This window comes from Nocardioides agri (assembly GCF_013778305.1).
Lineage (GTDB): Bacteria > Actinomycetota > Actinomycetes > Propionibacteriales > Nocardioidaceae > Nocardioides > Nocardioides agri.
Genome location: NZ_JACEIC010000002.1, coordinates 2,687,821 through 2,706,567, shown reverse-complemented (window position 1 = coordinate 2,706,567; position 18,747 = coordinate 2,687,821). Strand labels below are relative to the sequence as shown.

The 18,747-nt window shown below is 72.6% G+C and carries 19 protein-coding genes; 2 read left to right on the top strand and 17 right to left on the bottom strand.

The window, feature by feature from the left end; genetic code table 11:
* Positions 1 to 2 precede the first annotated feature (2 nt).
* The 6 genes from HZF07_RS17685 to HZF07_RS17660 form a co-directional block, all read right to left on the bottom strand.
* The gene (locus HZF07_RS17685) at positions 3 to 1,049 is read right to left on the bottom strand and encodes a hypothetical protein (RefSeq protein ID WP_157343464.1); all 1,047 of its coding nucleotides are present in this window, start codon (positions 1,047 to 1,049) and stop codon (positions 3 to 5) included.
* Between the two features lie 138 nt (positions 1,050 to 1,187).
* Positions 1,188 to 2,375, bottom strand: coding sequence for a glycoside hydrolase family 16 protein (locus HZF07_RS17680; protein ID WP_157343462.1), 1,188 nt, complete (start codon positions 2,373 to 2,375; stop codon positions 1,188 to 1,190).
* Between the two features lie 101 nt (positions 2,376 to 2,476).
* Complete coding sequence (locus tag HZF07_RS17675; RefSeq protein ID WP_157343460.1) at positions 2,477 to 4,561, bottom strand: glycosyltransferase; 2,085 nt, start codon at positions 4,559 to 4,561, stop codon at positions 2,477 to 2,479.
* Between the two features lie 216 nt (positions 4,562 to 4,777).
* Entirely contained in the window at positions 4,778 to 5,731 is a 954-nt protein-coding gene (locus tag HZF07_RS17670) for an ABC transporter substrate-binding protein (RefSeq protein WP_157343458.1), read from the bottom strand.
* A 54-nt stretch (positions 5,732 to 5,785) separates the two neighbouring features.
* Positions 5,786 to 6,592 carry an ABC transporter permease gene (locus HZF07_RS17665; protein ID WP_309504824.1) on the bottom strand — a complete coding sequence of 269 codons (807 nt, stop codon included), beginning with the start codon at positions 6,590 to 6,592 and terminating at the stop codon, positions 5,786 to 5,788.
* Positions 6,562 to 7,275, bottom strand: coding sequence for an ABC transporter permease (locus tag HZF07_RS17660; RefSeq protein ID WP_181645326.1), 714 nt, complete (start codon positions 7,273 to 7,275; stop codon positions 6,562 to 6,564). The genes HZF07_RS17665 and HZF07_RS17660 overlap by 31 nt, the downstream gene beginning before the upstream one ends.
* Before the next feature lie 3 nt (positions 7,276 to 7,278).
* Here HZF07_RS17660 and HZF07_RS17655 point away from each other — a divergent pair, with 3 nt between their 5' ends.
* Positions 7,279 to 8,277 carry an ABC transporter ATP-binding protein gene (locus tag HZF07_RS17655; protein ID WP_198346422.1) on the top strand — a complete coding sequence of 333 codons (999 nt, stop codon included), beginning with the start codon at positions 7,279 to 7,281 and terminating at the stop codon, positions 8,275 to 8,277.
* A 4-nt stretch (positions 8,278 to 8,281) separates the two neighbouring features.
* Here HZF07_RS17655 and HZF07_RS24580 read toward each other — a convergent pair whose 3' ends face one another.
* The 6 genes from HZF07_RS24580 to folP form a co-directional block, all read right to left on the bottom strand.
* The gene (locus tag HZF07_RS24580; RefSeq protein ID WP_198346421.1) at positions 8,282 to 9,367 is read right to left on the bottom strand and encodes a GNAT family N-acetyltransferase; all 1,086 of its coding nucleotides are present in this window, start codon (positions 9,365 to 9,367) and stop codon (positions 8,282 to 8,284) included.
* A gap of 69 nt (positions 9,368 to 9,436) precedes the next feature.
* Positions 9,437 to 10,054, bottom strand: coding sequence for a hypothetical protein (locus HZF07_RS17645; protein ID WP_157343456.1), 618 nt, complete (start codon positions 10,052 to 10,054; stop codon positions 9,437 to 9,439).
* Between the two features lie 9 nt (positions 10,055 to 10,063).
* The gene (locus HZF07_RS17640) at positions 10,064 to 10,552 is read right to left on the bottom strand and encodes a DUF3180 domain-containing protein (protein ID WP_181645325.1); all 489 of its coding nucleotides are present in this window, start codon (positions 10,550 to 10,552) and stop codon (positions 10,064 to 10,066) included.
* A 7-nt stretch (positions 10,553 to 10,559) separates the two neighbouring features.
* On the bottom strand, positions 10,560 to 11,129 hold the full coding sequence (folK, locus tag HZF07_RS17635) for a 2-amino-4-hydroxy-6-hydroxymethyldihydropteridine diphosphokinase (protein ID WP_181645324.1): 570 nt from the start codon (positions 11,127 to 11,129) through the stop codon (positions 10,560 to 10,562).
* A complete protein-coding gene (gene folB / locus HZF07_RS17630) occupies positions 11,126 to 11,491 on the bottom strand; it encodes a dihydroneopterin aldolase (protein ID WP_157343452.1) in 366 nt (121 codons plus the stop codon). Before folB ends, folK begins: the two co-directional genes overlap by 4 nt.
* Entirely contained in the window at positions 11,488 to 12,327 is an 840-nt protein-coding gene (folP, locus tag HZF07_RS17625) for a dihydropteroate synthase (RefSeq protein ID WP_198346420.1), read from the bottom strand. The genes folB and folP overlap by 4 nt, the downstream gene beginning before the upstream one ends.
* A gap of 59 nt (positions 12,328 to 12,386) precedes the next feature.
* On the opposite strand from folP, the gene HZF07_RS17620 reads away from it, so the two are divergent.
* Positions 12,387 to 13,742 (top strand): glycosyltransferase family A protein, encoded by a 1,356-nt coding sequence (locus HZF07_RS17620; RefSeq protein WP_157343450.1) that lies wholly within the window; start codon positions 12,387 to 12,389, stop codon positions 13,740 to 13,742.
* 24 nt (positions 13,743 to 13,766) lie between these two features.
* Here HZF07_RS17620 and HZF07_RS17615 read toward each other — a convergent pair whose 3' ends face one another.
* The 5 genes from HZF07_RS17615 to hpt all read right to left on the bottom strand — a co-directional run bounded on the left by HZF07_RS17615 (position 13,767) and on the right by hpt (position 18,746).
* Positions 13,767 to 14,528, bottom strand: a complete 762-nt coding sequence (locus HZF07_RS17615; protein WP_309504823.1) for a class I SAM-dependent methyltransferase — start codon at positions 14,526 to 14,528, stop codon at positions 13,767 to 13,769.
* 48 nt (positions 14,529 to 14,576) lie between these two features.
* Positions 14,577 to 15,290, bottom strand: coding sequence for a hypothetical protein (locus HZF07_RS17610; protein ID WP_157343448.1), 714 nt, complete (start codon positions 15,288 to 15,290; stop codon positions 14,577 to 14,579).
* A 70-nt stretch (positions 15,291 to 15,360) separates the two neighbouring features.
* Positions 15,361 to 15,975, bottom strand: a complete 615-nt coding sequence (gene folE, locus HZF07_RS17605; RefSeq protein WP_157343446.1) for a GTP cyclohydrolase I FolE — start codon at positions 15,973 to 15,975, stop codon at positions 15,361 to 15,363.
* A 4-nt stretch (positions 15,976 to 15,979) separates the two neighbouring features.
* Positions 15,980 to 18,034 carry an ATP-dependent zinc metalloprotease FtsH gene (gene ftsH, locus HZF07_RS17600; protein ID WP_181645323.1) on the bottom strand — a complete coding sequence of 685 codons (2,055 nt, stop codon included), beginning with the start codon at positions 18,032 to 18,034 and terminating at the stop codon, positions 15,980 to 15,982.
* Positions 18,035 to 18,194: 160 nt separating this feature from the next.
* A complete protein-coding gene (hpt, locus tag HZF07_RS17595) occupies positions 18,195 to 18,746 on the bottom strand; it encodes a hypoxanthine phosphoribosyltransferase (protein WP_157343444.1) in 552 nt (183 codons plus the stop codon).
* Position 18,747: the final 1 nt, after the last annotated feature.

Sequence of the window (18,747 nt, the reverse complement as noted above, 5' to 3'; positions counted from 1 at the left end):
GCTCACTCGTCGTCGGTGGCGGCGTCCGCGGCGGCGAGCCGGGCTCGGGCGGCGTTCGCGCTCGCGCTGGCGCTGCTGACGACCGCGAGGCGGGCCTCGATCTCGCGGAGGGAGTCGCGCATCCGCACGGTGCGGACGTCGTTGGCCTGGGCTCGCTTGGTGAGCTGGCGCATGCCCCGGTCCAGCTCGTCGCCGAGACGCGCGGAGTGGTCGGCGTGGCCCTGCAGCTGCACGGTCAGGCCCCGGATCGCGCGCACGCCCCAGGCCAGCAGCAGCGCGACGGCGACGAGCAGCAGCAGCGTCGCGGCGGCCTGGACGTCGCCCTCCCAGAGCTGGCTGAGCGAGACGCCGAGCGCGACCCCGATCGCCAGGAACACCAGCAGCAGCGGGAGCCGGTAGCCCAGCATCGTCCGCCGGCTGGGCGACTCGCCGGGCGGGGAGGCGACGGCGGCTCCGGCCGCGCCCTCGGCGTTGAAGAACGGCGTGACGGTGCCTGCGGGTGCCGGTCCACCCGGCTGCGCGTCGCCGGTGCGGTCGTCCGCCGGCGTCGCGAGCTCCAGGTTGGCGCGCAGGAGGTGGGCGTGGGCGGCGAACGCGTCGTCGGACTCCGCCGGACCGCGCAGGCGCGCCGGGGCGGACGCCTCGGCCGGCGGCGCCGCCGCGGCGGGCGGTGCGTCGGCGGCGGCCCACCAGGTGACCGGCAGGTCACCGAGCCGGCCACCGCCCACGATGCGCAGGCCGGCGAGCTCGGTCCCGTCGAGCGAGGTCAGCTGGCGGGAGACACCGAGCGCGAGGCGGCTGCCGGGGCAGGTGGCGACGTGCTGGACGATGGCGTCGGTGACTGACTCGCCGAGCGGTCCGTCGACCACCACGACGCCCGACGACCCGAGCTCCGCGAGCTCCTCGGCGAGGTGGTCGACCTCGGCGACGACCAGGTCGTCGAAGACGGGGCCGAGCGCGGCCAGGCTCGCGGACGGGTCGGCGGCCACCAGCAGTGCCCGGCCGGAGACCGCGGTGACTGACATGTTGGACGGTGAGCTGCTCGACACCGGAGATCCTTCCGTGATCCGACGCGAGACGACCGCGCGGGCGGGCGCCTCAGCCCTGAGCGTAGTAAACAGCGGACGCCCGGCGGAACCGGCCACGCGGGCACGGTCCCACCGGGCGTCAGACGCACGGCTCGACGATCAGTACGCCGGGTTGGCCCAGACTCGCACCCAGTCGTACTTGGTGGTGGTCGGGAACCGGCGCGCGTTCATCGCCGGCGTCTCCCAGTCAGAGCTCAGCGCGCTCAGCACGACCATCTCGGGGCTGTTGGAGATGCCCCGCTTCGTGGTGAGCGTGACGTGCCCGTCCACCCGGAAGATGTAGCGGGTCGGGGTCCACTCCACGGAGTAGACGTGCCAGGCGTCGGACCACTCCTTGTTGCGCTTCAGGAGCTTCTTGGTCTTCTTGTAGATGTCCGCCTCGCCACCGATGGAGACGTCCCTCTTGCGCTTGTCGAGCCAGTGGACGTAGCTGGCGAGCCCGCCCTTGCCGCGGCCGTCACCGAAGTACTCGGCGATGTCGATCTCGGCGCCGGTCGACGGCGGGTTGTTCGAGACCTGGCCGTCGGGGACCTGCAGCCAGAACGCGCTGTGCTGACCCCGGTTGGACTGGAACTTGATCCGGGCCGCGACGATGCCGTACTTGACGTGGTCGGCCGGGTTGCTGGCGGCGACCATCGCGTTGGTGTACTCGCCGTGCTTCCGGCAGGCCTTCTTGGGCTTGCCGCCGAGCTTGCGGACCTCGAGCACGGCCGAGCCGCCCTTGCGGCGGGCGTTCGGCGTGCGGACCTCGGAGCACAGGCGGCGCGGCTTGACGCGCTCGCCGACCTGGCGGTGGATCCACCGGGGACCGAGCTTGCCGGAGCCGGTGAACTCGTCCTTCCACAGGACCGGGAAGGTGGTCGCCTTGGCGGTGGCGCTGGCGACGCCCCGCTCGAAGCCGTTGTGGGTGGTGACGGCGCGGAACGTCAGCGGCTCACCCTTGTCGGTCGCGACGACGTTGAACGACGCCTGGCCGGCGTTGTCCTGCACCGTGCGGACCACGGTCCGCCAGCCGTCGTCGTACTGCGCCTCGATGAGGACGGTGCGGCCGGGCCGCGCCGGCTCGAACGTCGCCACACCCGGGGTCAGACCGGTCTTGCCGGACGCGGACTGCCCGATCGGGGCTCCCGCGAAGGTGAGGGTGGCCGAGCCCGAGCGCTTCGCCACGGTCTCCCGCGCGGCGGCCTCGGCCTTCTCGACCTGCTTGTTCGCAGCGTCAGCGGGGCTGCCGCCGAGCGCCTGCACGGTCAGTCCGATCATCAGGGGCGCCACGATGGCGATGGCCATCGGGCGGAGCTTGACGATCCTGGCTGTTCCGAACACAGAGTTCCTCTCTCTCGCGTGACAGTCCTGCTACGGGTTCTACAGCGGTCGTCCGCCGCGCTCCGTTACAGGTGGTCCTCGATCATCGCGACCAGCTGGGCGCGCGCGGCGTCGACGTCCCCGATGCGCGACTGGTAGCGACTCTTCTTGGTCGACAGCACGCTGCCGGGCTCGACGATCGCCCACACATCCGTGCCGCTCCCGGCGTAGTCCGCCCACTTGGAGGGCAGGTACGGGTTCCGGGCGTGCAGACCCACGGTACTTGCGTCGTTGATGAGAAGCACATCCATGCGCGTGGCGAGGTTGAGCGCGGCGAGGTACGAGACGTAGGGGTTCGCGATGATGACGTCACCGAGCCCGGCCGCGTGGGCCGCCGCCGTGAGCTCCTCCGGCTGCACGGTGAACACGTGCAGGCGCACCACTCCGCGCTGCTCCGGGGTGAGCTGGCCGAGCGCCTCGAGCACCTCGTCGAGGCCACGGGTCTGGTAGAAGACCCCGAAGTACGCGAGGTTCATCACACGCGGGTCCAGCGCGTAGTCGACGGTCTCGAGGTGGTAGAAGTTGGGCTCCAGCGTCGGGTGCTCGCTCACCGTCGACAGGCCCCGGACGCGGGTCGCCAGCTCGGCGTCGCCGAGGTAGCCGAGCATCACCTCGCGCTGGTTCTCGTTGGTGAAGACGATCTCGTCGGCGAGCGCGTAGGCGACCAGCTCGACCAGCTCGGCGATGCTCACCTCGGCGTCGATCTCGACGCCGACCGCCTCCAGCGCCGCGGTCAGCTCGTCGAGCAGCGGCCCGGGCACCGCCACCGAGGAGCGCCGCTGGCCGAGGCTGTCCCACAGCTGCGGGTCGGAGAACTCCGCGATCCAGGTGGTCGCCGGGCGGCGCGCCTTGTAGAGAGCCGCGAGCACGTGGGACGCGGGCCACATCGTGCGGCTGTAGACCGAGCGGTAGTGGCCCTTGGTCTGCTCCCAGGTGCGGATCTGCTCCAGGCCGGCCTCGACGAACCGCTCGATGCGCCGCCAGTTGAACGCCCCCGGCTTGCCCGGGATCTGCAGCTGCTCGCCGATGAACTCCTGGGCGATCATCTGACCGGACGCGTCCTTGCCGCGGATCGCGCGCATCGAGTGCGAGACCACGTCGACGATCTCGCCGCGCCGCCGGATCCGGCGAGCCGCGACCAGGGCGCTGGTGTCGGCGTACGGCGGGAAGGCGTAGCAGATCGCCAGGTCGCGGGCGAGGCCCGCGTTGAGCACGTCGTAGGGGATCACGCGCTCGAGGCCGCGGTCCCGGATCTCCTCGATGGCCCGCCGGTGCTCGTCGCGGGTCTCACGCAGGTAGCCGTTGATGAGGTCGGTCTGGGCGGTGACCATCTTGAGTCGGACCTTCTCCGCCGCCGGGTGGGACACCTCCCGGGCCGCGAGCCGCTCGATCACCTCGAGCCGCTGGCTCACGCTGAAGTCGTAGCTGGCCATCTGCCGCGACAGCGAGCCGACGCGGATCGAGCGGTGGTAGGCGGCGTCGGTGCTGGTCTCCACCACGCGGAAGAGGAAGGGCGCGCGGTTGAAGAGGTCGAACCAGTAGACGACGTCCTCGCCGCTGCGCAGGTCCGCGTCGAAGCGGGCGGACCGGGCCAGCGCCGTCGGGACCAGCTTGGCCGCGACGAACCCCAGCGCCGTGTTGAGCACCTCGCCGGGGACCTGCTTGCCCGCGTGCACCGAGATCCGGCGGTTGATGTAGTTGTCGTACTCGGCGACCGGCTCGGCGGTGTCGGTGACGACGTCGGCGACCATCGCGAGCGGGACGACGCCCTCCTCGATCCCGTCGACCAGCGCCTGGAGGAACGTCGGGGAGACCCAGTCGTCGTCGTCGACGAAGGTCAGGTGCGCGCCGGCGGCCGCGGCGATGCCCGCGTTGCGGGCGTGGCTGGCGCCGACCTCCGGGACCCGGATGCTGCGCAGCCGGAGGGCGGGGTACGCCCGGCGCACGTCGGCGAGCCGCGCCGGGGTGTCGTCACGCGGTCCGTTGAGGACGACGACGACCTCGAAGAGGTCGGCCGACAGCGTCTGCTGGGCCAGGGAGCGGAGCGTCTCGACGATGCGCTCGGCGCCCCGGCACGTGGGGACGACGACGGAGAGCAGCGGGTCTGACATCCCGTAACTCATCCGTTCCCCCTGAGAGCGGCGATCGGTTGTCGCCCAGCCGGGCCGTCATGCTATCGGTGCGAGCGCACCCGCGACGAATCACACGTCCGGACGGCGCGCCCCCCACGGCGGTTCACGAGGGCGCCTCCCGGCTCCCCAAAGCGGCCAGCTCGTGGCCGCTTTGGGGTGCCGTCGGTGCGCCTCGGCCCCGGCGCGGGCCCGGCGTCAGAGGAGTCCGGCCTCCTGCAGGAACGCGTGCGCGACGTCCTCCGGGGTCTCGCGGTCGACCGCGATCCGGCCGTTGAGCTCGGTGAGCTTCTCGGTGGTGAGCGCGGCCATCAGGCCGTTGAGCACGTCGGCGACGTCGGAGTGCTCCTCGAGGAAGTCGCTGCTGACCGCCGGCACCAGGTTCTGCGCGGGCTGGATCTGCTTGTCGTCCTCGAGGACGACCAGCCCCTGGGAGTCGAGGGTGCCGTCGGTGGTGCTGGTCAGGCCCAGCTGGGACTCACCGTCGAGGACCGACTGGTAGGTCTGGTCGCTGGCGAAGCCGAGCGGCAGGACCTTGGTGATCTTGATGCCGTAGGTGTCGGTGAGGCCGCCGGCGCAGTCGAGACGCCCCTCGCAGTCCGGGGCCGCGGCCAGCACGACCGACTTCCCGGACAGGTCGGAGAGCTTGGTGACGCCCTCGGACTCGGAGTACTCCTTCGTCACGAAGAACGCGTTGGTGTCGGTCGCGGCCGACTGGTCGAGGAGGGTGATGCCCGCGTCGTCCAGCAGCGCCTGGCCCTGGTCGGCGAGCTCCGCGCCGTCACCGGCCACGAACGGCTCGGCGTTGTCGCCGTTGGCCTTGGAGTTGAGGAAGTTGACGATGCCGCCGACGTACTCCGGCACCACGTCGATGCTGCCGGGGAAGGTCGCCATGTAGGCGTCCCGGGTGTCGACGAGCTTGACGTCGGTGTCGTAGCCGGCGTTGGTGAGGAGCTCGTCGTACATGGCGGCGACCAGGGCCGCCTCGGGGAAGGACTGCCCCGAGATGCTGACGGCGCCCTTGTCGGTCGGGGCCGCCGACGTGGTCTCGTCGTCGGCAGCCTCGTCGTCGAGGTCGTCGCCGGCGCACGCGGCGCCGAGGAAGAGGGAGCCGACGGCGAGTGCCGCGGCCAGGGATCGTCGAACGTTCATCTACGTCACCTTCTGTGTCCCGCGAGGCAGGTGCTCGCGCGTGTCCGGTCCTAGCTAGCGGCCGACGGCGTCGGTCTCCTCGACAACCGTAGGCGTGTCCGCCGACATTCCCCTGGACCCTTTCGCGGACCGGGACCGGTCGGGGTCCTGCCGCGGCACCGGGTCGAGCGCGCGCTGCGTGAGCGCCGCGCCGCCCTCCAGCACGAGGGCGACCGCCGCGACGACGACCGCGCCGGCGATGCCCTTCCCGTAGTTGGTGCGGTAGAAGCCGTCGGTGATGACCCGTCCGAGGCCCGGCCCGGCCACCAGCGCCGCGATGGTCGCCGTGGCCCACACCTGCACGAGGGCGAGGCGGACGCCGAGCAGCACCAGCGCCGCGGACAGCGGCAGCTCGACGCGTCGGAACTTCTGCCAGCCCGTCATCCCCATGCCGTCCGCCGCGCTCCGCGCGGCCGGCGAGACCTCGCGGACCGCGACGTTGGCGTTGGTGATGATCGGCGGCAGCGCGAACAGCGTCAGCGCGATGATCGTCGCCAGCCCCGCGCGGCCGTACGGCCCGAAGTCCCGGGTCCCCGGCCAGTCCGCCACCACGAGCAGGGCGAGCAGCGCGAACGTCGGCACCGCTCGGCCGACGTTGGAGATGTTGATCGCGAGCAGGCTGCCCCGGCCGAGGTGGCCCAGCCACAGCGCGATCGGCAGCCCGACGAGGATCGCCAGCCCGAGCGCGGTGAACGTCAGCAGGAGCTGCTCGACGAGCAGCTGGAGCATGCCGCCCTCGCCCGTCCAGTTCGCGGCGGTCGTGAGGTAGTCCCAGACGTCGGTGAGCACGTTCATCGCGCGGTCGCCCTCCCTCGGGCCCACGGCGTGAGCAGCCACTGGGTGCCGACGATGGCGAGGTCGAGCACCACCGCGAGCACCACGCAGAGCACCGAGGCGGTCATCAGCTCGGCGCGGAAGTTCGTCAGCACCCCGTCGCTGATCAGGTCGCCGAGCCCGCCGTACGACACGATCGTGCCGACGGTCGTGAGGGCGACCGTCGAGACGGTCGCGACCCGCAGGCCGGCCATCAGCACCGGCAGCGCCAGCGGGAGCTCGACACGGAGCAGCCGGCGGGCCGGGCCGTAGCCGAGGCCGGCGGCCGACTCGCGGACCTCGGCCGGCACGCCGCGCAGGCCCTCCAGCATGCTGCGCACCAGGATCGTGAGCGCATAGAGGGCGAGGCCGATCACGACCGTCGTGGCGGAGAGCCCCGTGAACGGCACCAGCAGGGGGAAGAGGGCGAGCGAGGGGATCGTGTAGAGCATCGTCGACGTGCCGAGGATCGCGGTCTCCAGCCGCGGCACGCCGCGGGCGAGCAGGGCCAGCGGGAAGGCGAGCAGCACGCCGACCAGCACGGCCGCCAGCGTGATCTGGAGGTGCTCCACGGTGGCGGACTCGAGCTGGTCCTGGCGGTCCACGACGTACTGCCAGCAGAACCACTCGTTGGTCAGGCGGCTGTAGCAGCTCGGCTCCTCGGCCGCGGCGGCCGCCACGAGTAGGGTCACCGCATGGACGCTACCCCGATGATCCGGCTGCGTGGCGTCGGCAAGACCTACGACGACGGCACGGTCGCCGTGCAGGACCTCGACCTCGACGTGGCGCGCGGCGAGCTGGTCTGCCTCGTCGGCCCCTCCGGCTGCGGGAAGTCCACGACGCTCAAGATGGTCAACCGGCTGATCGAGCCGACCAGCGGGACCATCGAGATCGACGGCGAGGACGTCACCCGGCAGGACCCCGTCCAGCTCCGCCGGCGGATCGGCTACGTGATCCAGCAGGTCGGCCTCTTCCCGCACCAGAAGGTGGTCGACAACGTGATGACGGTGCCCACGCTCCAGGGCGTGCCCCGGGCGAAGGCCCGCGAGCGGGCCCGGGACCTCCTCGAGCTCGTCGGCCTCGACCCCGCCCGGTACGCCGGGCGTTACCCGCACCAGCTCTCCGGTGGGCAGCAGCAGCGCGTCGGCGTCGCGCGAGCGCTCGCCGGCGACCCGGCCGTGCTGCTCATGGACGAGCCGTTCGGCGCCGTCGACCCGGTCGTGCGGCTGCGCCTGCAGGACGAGTTCCTGCGACTCCAGGACGAGGTCGGCGTCACGGTCGTGCTGGTCACCCACGACATCGACGAGGCGGTCCGCCTCGGCGACCGGGTCGCGGTCTTCGCCGGCGGCGGCCGGCTCGCGCAGTTCGACACCCCCGCGCGGCTGCTCGGCCGGCCCGCCGACGACTTCGTGGCCGAGTTCGTCGGCTCCACGTCGGGGCTGCGGCGGCTGACCGTGACCCCGCTCGACCCCGTGCACGTGGAGCCGCTGGACGGCGTACGCGCCGGGGACCTCGGCGCCGCCGTCGACGCCGACATCACGCTCGGTGAGGCCTTGGCCGTCCTCCTGCGCGACGACCGCGGCATGGTGGGCGTCCGCGACGGCGCCCGGTTCGTCGGCGTGCTCACCCCCAACGGCGTGCACCGGGCCCTGCGTGCCGCGCTCGCCGAGATGGCCGAGTCCGACAGCCCCTGAGGGGTCAGCCGACGGGGACGTCGCGGTGCCAGGACTGGGTGACGTAGCGGGTGACCCAGCCCATCGAGGTGTAGAGGCCGGCGGCACCGGTCGGGGAGTCGGCGTCGACCTCGAGGCCGACGCGGTCCCGCCCGCGGGCGGCGGCGTCGGCGATGACGGTCCGCAGCAGCCGCTTGGCGACCCCGCGGCCGCGGGCCGCCTCGAGGACGCCGAGGTAGGCGACGTACGAGCCGTCCTGGCCGCCGGTCGACTCCGAGACGGTGCCGATCAGGGCGGCCACCGGTTGCGGCTCGGCGCCCTCGTCGACGAGCTCGGCCAGCCACCAGTGGTCCCACCGGTGGCCCGGGTCCTCCCGCAGCCGGTGCAGGAACTCCTCGAAGGTCTCCTCGCTGGAGTTGAAGTGGTCGGCGAACGCGCTCTCGAGCACGTCGTGCGCCTCGCGGAGGTCGCCTTCGTCGGGCAGCCCCGCGCCGGTACGCCGGACCAGGCGGATCACGACGCCGTCGGCCTCCCAGCGCTCCGGGGACTCGACGAGGGTCGCCTCCTCGGGGTCGACGGACCGGCTCATCTGCCACCAGGTCCGGACCCGCTCGAAGCCGGCGCCGGCGAGCCAGCGGGCCTGCCGCTCGTCGCCGGCGAAGGCACCGGTGTCGATCTGCTGGGTCTCCAGCCCGCGGGCCGCCCCGACCTCGCGCGCCTGCGCCTCGGCCCAGGCGATGAGCACGTCCGAGCACGCGTCGGCCACGCCGGCGGGCAGGTCACGGCGGACGACGTGCACGAAGAGCATCCGGCCGACGGAGCGGTCGTGGACGCTGCCCCACGCCTGGATCTCCCCGGAGGGGTCGCGCACGACGACGTTCTCGCGGGTGCGGAGCCCGTGCTCGGAGACCTCGACGAGCACGTCGTCGACGCCGGAGCCGGCCCAGCCGCGCCCGTGCCGCTCGTGGGCGCGCAGCAGGTGCGTCAGCCTCGCGACGTCGAAGCGGTCGGTCGGGTCCGGGGCACCGACGTTCCACCCCTCGGGCAGGCTCGCGGGTACGCCGAGCAGCCGGGCGGGGTCACTCACGAACCGGTTCTGCGGGGGCTTCACGGCTCGAGCATGCCCGCCGTCTCGGGCAGCGGAAACGTCCTGCGGACGTGGCGCAGGCCTCAGCCGGGGTCAGGCGCGACGGCGCTGGGCCTGCTCGGCGGCCCGCCACGCGGTGGTGGCGGCGGCGAGCTGGGAGCGCACGACGTCGAGCTCCTGCTCGAGCTCCACGACCCGCAGCGCCGCCGCGGACGCCCGGTCCTCGGCGGCGGAGAGGTCGGCACCGAACCGCTCGGTGGCGTCGCTGACCCGCCGCTCGGCGGCGTCGGCGCGCCGCGCCTCGGCGTTGACCTTGCGGGTCGCCTCGCTCGCCCGCTGCTGAGCGTTGGCCAGCGCCTCCTCGAGCTCGAGGACCACGCCCTGGTGGTAGGCGATCCGCCGCTGCATCGTAGTCGCGAACACCGCCTGCTCGGCGGTCCGCTCCTCGGTCAGCCGCCGGTAGGCCCGGGCCTGCTCCGCGCGGTCCCGCGCCGCCTCACGGCGGGCGGTCATCAGCTCTTGGTGGGTGATCCGGGTGGCGGCGGCTCCGAGGAGCACACCGAGCACGGCGGCGCCGGCCAACAGGGGCCAGGAGCCGCTCGTGAGAGCGCCGACCACCGCGAGGGCGGCCAGCGCGAGCAGGAGGGCGGCGACGGTCAGCCGAGTGCTGCGCTGCCGGCGCCGACCAGGACGAGCCTGCACGGATGCCATGCGAGCAGGTTAGGGGGGATCCTCGTCGGATCGGACGCGACACGCTCGCTCGAGCAGCAGCGCCGTGACGACGATCGCAGCACCGGCGGCCGCGGCGACCAGCGAGCGCCACAGCCGCTGGTCCGCCAGGTCGGTGTCGACCCCGAGCCAGCTCAGGGCGTAGCCGAGGTAGCCCCCCGCCATCAGCGCGCCCACCAGCGCGCACGCCCGGGCCAGCACGAGCCGGTTGACCGCCTGCTGCGGGTCGAGCCGGGTCTCGTGCACGTGCACCGCCCGCCAGGTGAGGTAGGCCGTGGCACCGAGGATCGCGGCCACCAGCAGCAGTGCGAGTGGCTGGGCCCAGGTCACCACCGGCGGGGTGCCGCCGGTGCGGTCGACGACGGCGTGCACCAGCCACCCGCCGAGGAGACCGACCACGGACCAGGCGGTGATCGCGCCCGCGGACGTCGGCCGCAGCCGGCCCGGGCGCTGCTCGGGCTCGGTGGGGCCCGCGCTCACCGAGCCGTCACTGGAACTCGAGGGCCAGGTCGTCGCGGAGCTTGATGCCGCTCTCGTCGGTCCGCTCGAGCAGGCCGGCCACCGGACCGAGGTCCGGGAACTCGGCACCGGGGTCGACGTCGAGCCACGGGCGGAGCACGAAGGCCCGCTCGTGCGCACGCGGGTGCGGCAGCCGCAACGAGTCCTCGTCGCTGCGCCGGTCGCCGACGACGATCAGGTCGACGTCGAGGGTGCGCGGCGCGTTCTGCACCTCGCTGCGCTCGCGGTCGAAGGCATCCTCGATCGCGAGTGCGCGATCCATGAGGCGGGACGCCGCCAGGGTGGTGTCGATGAGGACGACCGCGTTGAGGTAGGTCTTCGCCTCGGGCGGGCAGTCGACCGGCTCGGTCTCGTAGACGGGCGAGACGCCGGTGATCCACACGTCCGGGGTGTCGGCGAGCGCGTCGACCGCGCCCTGGAGGCTCGCCATCCGCTCCCCGAGGTTGGAGCCCAGCGCCAGCACCGCGCGACGGATCGGACGCATCTGGCCGCTGAGGGTGTCGGCGTCGACGACGTGGGGGTTCGGGGTCTCAGTCACGGGCGGCCCTTCCGGGTGATCGTCAGCGCGACGTCCGAGAACGTCGCGTCGATGGGTGCGTCCGGCTTGTGAACCGTCACCCGCGCCCATTCAACACGGTCGCCCAAGAGGCAGACGTCCGCGATCCGCTGGGCGAGGGTCTCGATCAGGTCGACCGGATCCTTCTCCACGGCGGCTTTCACCGAGGCCACGAGACTTCCGTAGTCGACCGTGTCCTGCAAGTCGTCGCTCGCCGCCGCCGGGGCGGTGTCGATGCCCAGCACGAGGTCGATGACGAACACCTGGCCCTCGCGCTTCTCGAACTCGAACACCCCGTGGTGCCCGTAGCACTCGATGCCCAGCACCGCGAGCTCGTCGGTCATCGGTCGTCCTCTCCCGTCAGCGGCCCGAGCACCTGCTCCACCACGCTCAGCGCATCGCGAGCCGCGCGCACGTCGTGCACCCGCAGGCCCCACACGCCCTGTTGGGCGAGCAGCACCGTGAGCGCCGTGTTGGCGTGCTCCCGCTCCCCGACCGGGCGTGGAGACCCGCCGGAGGCGAGGAGCCTACCGAGGAACGACTTGCGGCTGGCACCCACGAGCAGGGGGTGGCCGAGCTCGCGCAGCGGGCCGAGGTCGCGCAGCAGCTCCCAGTTGTGCTCGGGGCGCTTCGCGAAGCCGAGTCCCGGGTCGAGCACCAGCCGGTCGGGCGCGATGCCGGCGGCGAGCGCCGCCGCCACCCGGCCGGCGAGCTCCTCGCGCACCGCGGCGACGACACCGCCCGGCCCGTCGTAGACCGCGAAGTCGCGCATGTGGTCGGCGTGCGCGCGCCAGTGCATGGCGACGTACGTCGCGCCCGTCCGGGCCACCGCCGTGAGCATGTCGGGGTCCGCCAGCCCGCCGGAGACGTCGTTGACGACCGTCGCCCCGGCCGCGACGGCAGCGACCGCCACCTCCGCGCGCATCGTGTCGACCGAGACCGTCGCGCCCCGGCGGGCGAGCTCGGTGACGACCGGGATCACCCGGTCCAGCTCCTCGGCCACCAGCGGGCGGGTGGCGCCGGGCCGCGTGGACTCCCCGCCGATGTCGAGGATGTCCGCCCCGTCGGCGAGCAGGTCGAGTCCGTGCGCGACCGCCGACTCCGGCGCGAGCCACCGGCCGCCGTCGGAGAACGAGTCGGGTGTCACGTTGACGACACCCATGAGCCGCGGCAGGACCATGCGCCGAAGGTAGCGTGCGTGTCGGACGTCCGTTCCCGCCCGTCGTGCACAATGACGCCATGCCGGGTCCCTCGCAGTCGCGCGTCACCGTCATCGTCCCTCCCAGCGCAGCCGGCTCCCGCGAGCTGCTCGCGAGCCTCGACCGGCAGACACTGCCGGCCGCGGACTTCGAGATCCTCGTCGGCGACGACGAGCGCTCGCCGGAGCTCACCGCCCGGCTCGAGGACATCGCGCGTCACCGGACCAACCTGGTCCGGGTCCCGGTGACCGACGGTGCCGAGGACGCGCTGCTGGCGCGGGCCACGGGCGAGTACGTCGTCGGCGTGCCCGCCGGGCGGTCACTGACCCCGACCGCGCTCGCCGTGCTGAGCGAGCTCGCCGACACCACGGGCGCGGACCTGGTCGCCGGTCTGACCGGGCGGGTCGGCGTACGCCCCGAGACCCCGCAGGACCCCGCCGGCGCACTCCCGGCGACCGCCGGCCGGCTGCGCCGCCGCGCGTCGACCAGCGCGGCCGACCTCGCCGACGACCTCGCCGCCGCCCCGGCAGAGGCCGGCGCCGCCGCGGTCACCACGCTGTGCTTCCTCGACGCACCCGACACCGCCGACCCGGCCACGCCGGCCGACGTCGCCGAGCCCGTGGCCGCCGCCGAGGCGACCTGGCGCGACGGCGTCCTGCACCTCACGTTCGCCGCCTCCGGGCCGGTCCGCGCCAGCGTCTACTCCGCCGCCACCGGCGTCGAGTGGCCGCTGGGCGAGGGCACCGTCGACGGTGGCAACGTGTCGTTCGGGCTCGACCCGGAGGACGTGCCCGGCCTCGGCCCGCTCCCGACCGGCACCTGGTGGCCGACGCTCCGGGTCGGCGACGCGGGCGCTCCGGCGCTGGTCGAGGCCACCGCGGCCCGCGCCCACGGTGCGACGTTCCGCGACCGCACCACGGTCTCCTTCGTGGAGGACCGCCGGCTCGGCCTCGACGTGGGCGCCGGCGCCCGGCAGCCGATCCGGCGCCTGGACCCGGCCCGCACCACGGTGGTCGAGGACTCGCGCGGCAGCCTGCTCACCAGCCCGATCCGCAACCTCGACCTCGCGCCCGGCGCCCGGGTCACCGGCTGGCTGCGGCTGGGCAAGATGCCCGTGGTCGCCTGGCTGGAGGACGTCGACGGCACCGGGACGGTGCTGCGGGCCTGGGTGAGCGGCCTCGCCGGCGAGAGCACGCTGCACACCCGCTTCGGCCGCGCGCCGTACGCGCCGGTCGGCGCCCGGCTCGTCATCGACGGGGTGGGCGCGATGACCGTGGCGCCGGCCGGCAAGGACGCCCCGGCACCTGCCGCGGCGCCGGCGCCCGAGGTCGAGGCCGCACCGGCGTCGAAGGCGCGCCGCCTCGCGGGTCGCGCGCTCCGGTCGGTGCGCGGCTAGTCGACCTGGTTCAGGCGACCTGGTTCAGGCGACCTGGTCCGGGCCGTACGCCGGCCCGAAGTCGGCCGCGAGCTGCTCGCGCAGCCGGCGGTGGAAGTCCGGCAGGTCCGGGTTCGCGCGCTGCTCGGCGAGCACCTTCCAGAACCCGGCGTCCAGCACCCGCTGCGGGGTCTGCACCGAGACGCGGTCGAGCACCTGCTGCGGCACCGGCTGGGGGTCGGGCTTGCGGTACTCGGCCATGATCTCGTCGTAGTGCTCCCGCAGCGTGCGGTCCTCGGGGTCGAGCCCTAGCACGAACATCAGCCCGGTCGGCAGGGTGTCGACCAGCACGACCGCGACGTCGGGCCGGTAGCGGCGCAGCACCTCGATGACCGGGTAGACGTCGCCGGTCCAGGCGCCGGTGTGCCGCTCCCGCGCCGCCTCCGGCACGTTGCGCGGCAGCACGTCGTCGAAGATCACCACCGACCACGGGTGGCAGTGCTCCTCGGTGTTGATCAGGTCGCGCAGCGCGAACTCGAAGAGGTGCATGCCGTCGATGAAGGCGAGGTCGAACGGCTGGCCGCCGGTCGGCTCGAGCGGGTCGGGGCGGGTGAAGTACTCGTCGCTGGTGGTGCGCCGCAGGTGCACCTCGCCCGAGAGCTCGGCCTCGATCATGTAGGCCGGGTCGATGCCGACGGCCCGGCAGTTGGCCAGCGCGATGCTGTTGCCGAACCGGACCCCGATCTCGAGGTAGTTGTCGGGCTGCTGGAGGGCGTGGACACGGGTCAGGAACTCGAGGTACCGCACGGCGGTCAACCTACCGGAGCGACCCAGGCGGTGCCGGGCTCCGACGCGTCAGCTGGGCTTGAACTCGTTGATGAAGTCGGGCCGCAGCACCAGCCCGAGGGCCTGGTCGGACTCCTCCCGGGTGACGCCGTGCTCCGACATGATCGGGCCGAGCGCGACGTAGAGGTCCTGCTGCCCCTTGGCGAACTCCGGGAACTTCAGGAAGTGGATCGGCACGTCGAACGTCAGCATCGTGTGCACCAGGCGGTGGAACTGGACCGCCAGGATCTTCTCCTGGCGCTTGTCTGCACCGGGGCCGCCGACGACGCCGCCCTTCTGCCGCTCGCCGGTCTTGCCCGAGGCGATGGCCTGGCGGGTCACGTGCCGACGGCTCTCGGCCGCCGCGGAGAGCTCGCGCACCGGGATGATGCAGTGCTTGACGACGAGCTCACCGTTCGCGAGGTCGTCGTGCAGGTTCTGGCCGTAGTTGGGCGACTTCGCGACGTAGGCGAGCCGTCGGCCGACGGCCTTGCCCTTCTTGTACGGGTGCTCGAGACCGGAGCGGGAGATGTCGTCGACGCGGCTGAGGGCCCGCTCGAGGGTGAACCCGGTGTCGAAGCCGAGCGCGGTGAAGTACTGGACCAGCAGCGTGGTGCCGGCGCGGCCGGTGCCACCGATGAGGATGTGCCCGTCGGCGGCGGACTGACGGTCGGCGTGGGTCACGGGTGCGTCCTTCGGCTGGTCGTGCTGCTGGGCGGGCTCCGGGCGGCGGAGCCTCGTCATCCTACGGCGGCGCCCACCCCGCACCAATCCAGGAGTTCCTCGAGGTGGATCCCGAGGAGCTCGGCTGACCTCAGCGGCGGTGGATGAGCGCCATCGCCTCGGCGCGGGTGCTCGGGCTGGAGAGCATCGTGCCGCGGACCGCGGAGGTGATCGTGCGGGCGCCGGCCTTCTTCACGCCGCGCATGGTCATGCAGAGGTGCTCGGCCTCGATCACCACGATCACGCCGCGCGCCTCGAGGAGCTCGACGAGGGCGTCCGCGACCTGGGTGGTCAGCCGCTCCTGCACCTGGGGGCGCTTGGCGTAGACGTCGACCAGCCGGGCGAGCTTCGAGAGCCCGGTGATCTTGCCGGTCTCGGCCGGGATGTAGCCGACGTGGGCGACGCCGGTGAACGGCACCAGGTGGTGCTCGCACATCGACCACAGCTCGATGTCGCGCACGAGCACCATCTCGTCGTGGCCCAGATCGAACGTCGTGGTCAGCACGTCCTCGGGGGCCATCCGGAGGCCGGCGGTCAGCTCGGCGTACGCGCGGGCCACCCGGGCCGGTGTCTCGCGCAGGCCCTCGCGCTCGGGGTCCTCGCCGATCGCGTGGAGCAGCTCCCGGACGGCGGCCTCGGCCCGCGCCTGGTCGAAGGCCGGCACATCCTCCGGGCGGCGGACGTCAGCGCCGATCGGGTCGACCATCTGCTCAGGCTCCCGGTGCCGGCGGCTCGGGCTGGCCGCCGGTCGACCCGAGGCCGGGCTCGCCGTGGACGTCGCCACCGGTCCCGGGCGGGGTCAGCACCGCGCCGGCCTGGGACCTCTCGTCGGCGGCCTGGCCGTTGGCGCCCACCCGGTCCCTGATCCACTGCGGGATCTCGACCGGCGGGACCGTGGACGGCACGCGCTGGTCGGAGCCGGTCCACGCCGGGCGCTCGGGACGGCGGCGCAGCGCCTCGAAGATCCGCGCGACCTGCTCCTTGTCGAGGGTCTCCTTGTCGAAGAGCTCGAGCACCAGCGCGTCGAGGACGTCACGGTTCTCGTCGAGGATCTCGAACGCCTCCTGGTGCGCGGTCGCGAGGAGCTTCTTGGTCTCCTCGTCGACGATCGCGGCGACGTCCTCGGAGTAGTTGCGGGTGTGCCCGAAGTCGCGACCCAGGAACGGCTCGGAGTTGGAGTCGCCCAGCTTGATCGCGCCGAGCCGCTCCGTCATGCCGTACTGGGTGACCATCGCCCGAGCCAGGTTGGTGGCCTTCTCGATGTCGTTGCCGGCGCCCGTGGTCGGGTCGTGGAAGATCAGCTCCTCGGCGGCCCGGCCGCCGAGCATGTAGGCGAGCGTGTCCAGCATCTGCGAGCGGGTCTGGGAGTACTTGTCCTCGTCGGGCAGCACCATCGTGTAGCCCAGCGCCCGGCCGCGCGGCAGGATCGTGATCTTGTGCACCGGGTCGGTGCCGGGGAGCGCCGCGGCGACGAGCGCGTGGCCGCCCTCGTGGTAGGCCGTGATGAGCTTCTCCTTCTCGCTCATCAGTCGCGTCCGGCGCTGCGGGCCGGCGATCACGCGGTCGATCGCCTCATCGAGGAAGAACGTGGTGATCAGCTTCTGGTTGCTGCGCGCGGTCAGCAGCGCCGCCTCGTTGAGCACGTTGGCCAGGTCGGCGCCGCTGAAGCCCGGCGTACGCCGCGCGACGGCGCGCAGGTCGACGTCCTCGGCGAGCGGCTTGCCCCGGGCGTGCACCTTGAGGATCTGCTCGCGGCCGGTGAGGTCGGGGGCGTCGACCTGGATCTGGCGGTCGAAGCGGCCCGGGCGCAGCAGGGCCGGGTCGAGCACGTCAGGTCGGTTGGTCGCGGCGATCAGGATGACGCCGCCGCGGACGTCGAAGCCGTCCATCTCGACGAGCAGCTGGTTGAGGGTCTGCTCGCGCTCGTCGTGGCCGCCGCCCATGCCGGCGCCGCGGTGGCGGCCGACGGCGTCGATCTCGTCGATGAAGACGATGGCCGGCGCGTTCTCCTTGGCCTGCTCGAAGAGGTCGCGCACCCGGGAGGCGCCGACACCGACGAACATCTCGACGAAGTCGGAGCCGGAGATGGAGTAGAACGGCACGCCCGCCTCGCCCGCGACGGCGCGCGCCAGCAGGGTCTTGCCGGTGCCGGGCTGGCCGTAGAGCAGCACGCCCTTGGGGATCTTGGCGCCGACCGCCTGGAACTTGGCCGGCTCCTGCAGGAACTCCTTGATCTCCTGGAGCTCCTCGATGGCCTCCTCGCAGCCGGCGACGTCGGCGAACGTCGTCTTCGGCATGTCCTTGGTGATCAGCTTGGCGCGCGACTTCGCGAACTGCATGACGCCGCGGCCGCCACCGCCCTGGACCTGGTTCATCAGCCAGAGGAACAGCAGGATGATCAGCACGAACGGCAGCAGCATCGAGAGGATCGACCCGAGCAGGCTGGGCTTGGGGACCTCGACGTTGAACGTGTCGGTGGTGCCGGCGGCGACCTGCTTCTTGACCTCGTCCTCGAGCGTGGACTGGGTGCCGTCGAGCCAGAACGCGCGGACCTTGTCGCCGTTCTGGAGGGTCGCCTTCATCTCCTGCTCACCGCCGTCGACGAAGGTGATCTCCTTCACCTCGCCGGAGGTGATGTAGTCCTGCATCTTGGAGGCCTCGACCTCGTCGTACCCGCCGTTGGGGACGAGGTACTGCAGGGCGAGCAGCACGCCCACCGCCGCGAGGACGATCCACAGCCACGGACCCTTGAATATGCGCTTCACAGGCTTCTCTCGACACGGCCTCGGCGCCCCCCTGGCCGAGATGGCCGGCAGGGCGCCCCACTGGACTGATGACGGTACACACCGTCGCCAATCAGCATTGTCTCAGGAAACCACCGATCAGGCGCATCCGACCGGCAGTCGAATCGCCCCGCCGGCGCCGTCAGGAGTAGACGTGCGGCGCGAGGGTGCCGATGTCGCGGAGGTTGCGGTACTGCTCGCGGTAGTCGAGGCCGTAGCCGACGACGAACTCGTTGGGGATGTCCCAGCCGACGTACTTCACGTCGACCGGCATGGTGAGCGCCTCGGGCTTGCGCAGCAGGGTGCAGATCTCGACGCTCGCGGGGTTGCGGGAGGCGAGGTTGGACGTCAGCCACGAGAGCGTCAGGCCGGTGTCGATGATCTCGTCGACGATCACCACGTGGCGGCCCGAGATGTCGGTGTCGAGGTCCTTGAGGATCCGGACCACACCGCTGGACTTGGTGCCGGAGCCGTAGGACGAGACCGCCATCCAGTCCATCTCGAGGTGCCGGCTGAAGCTGCGCGCCAGGTCGGCCATCACCATGACCGCGCCGCGCAGGATGCCGACGATGAGCAGGTCCTTGCCGGCGTAGTCGGTCTCGATCTGGGCGGCCAGCTCGCGCAGCCTGCCCTGGATCTGATCCTCGGTGTAGAGCACGTTGACCAGGTCGTCCTGCACGTCCGATGCGTCCATG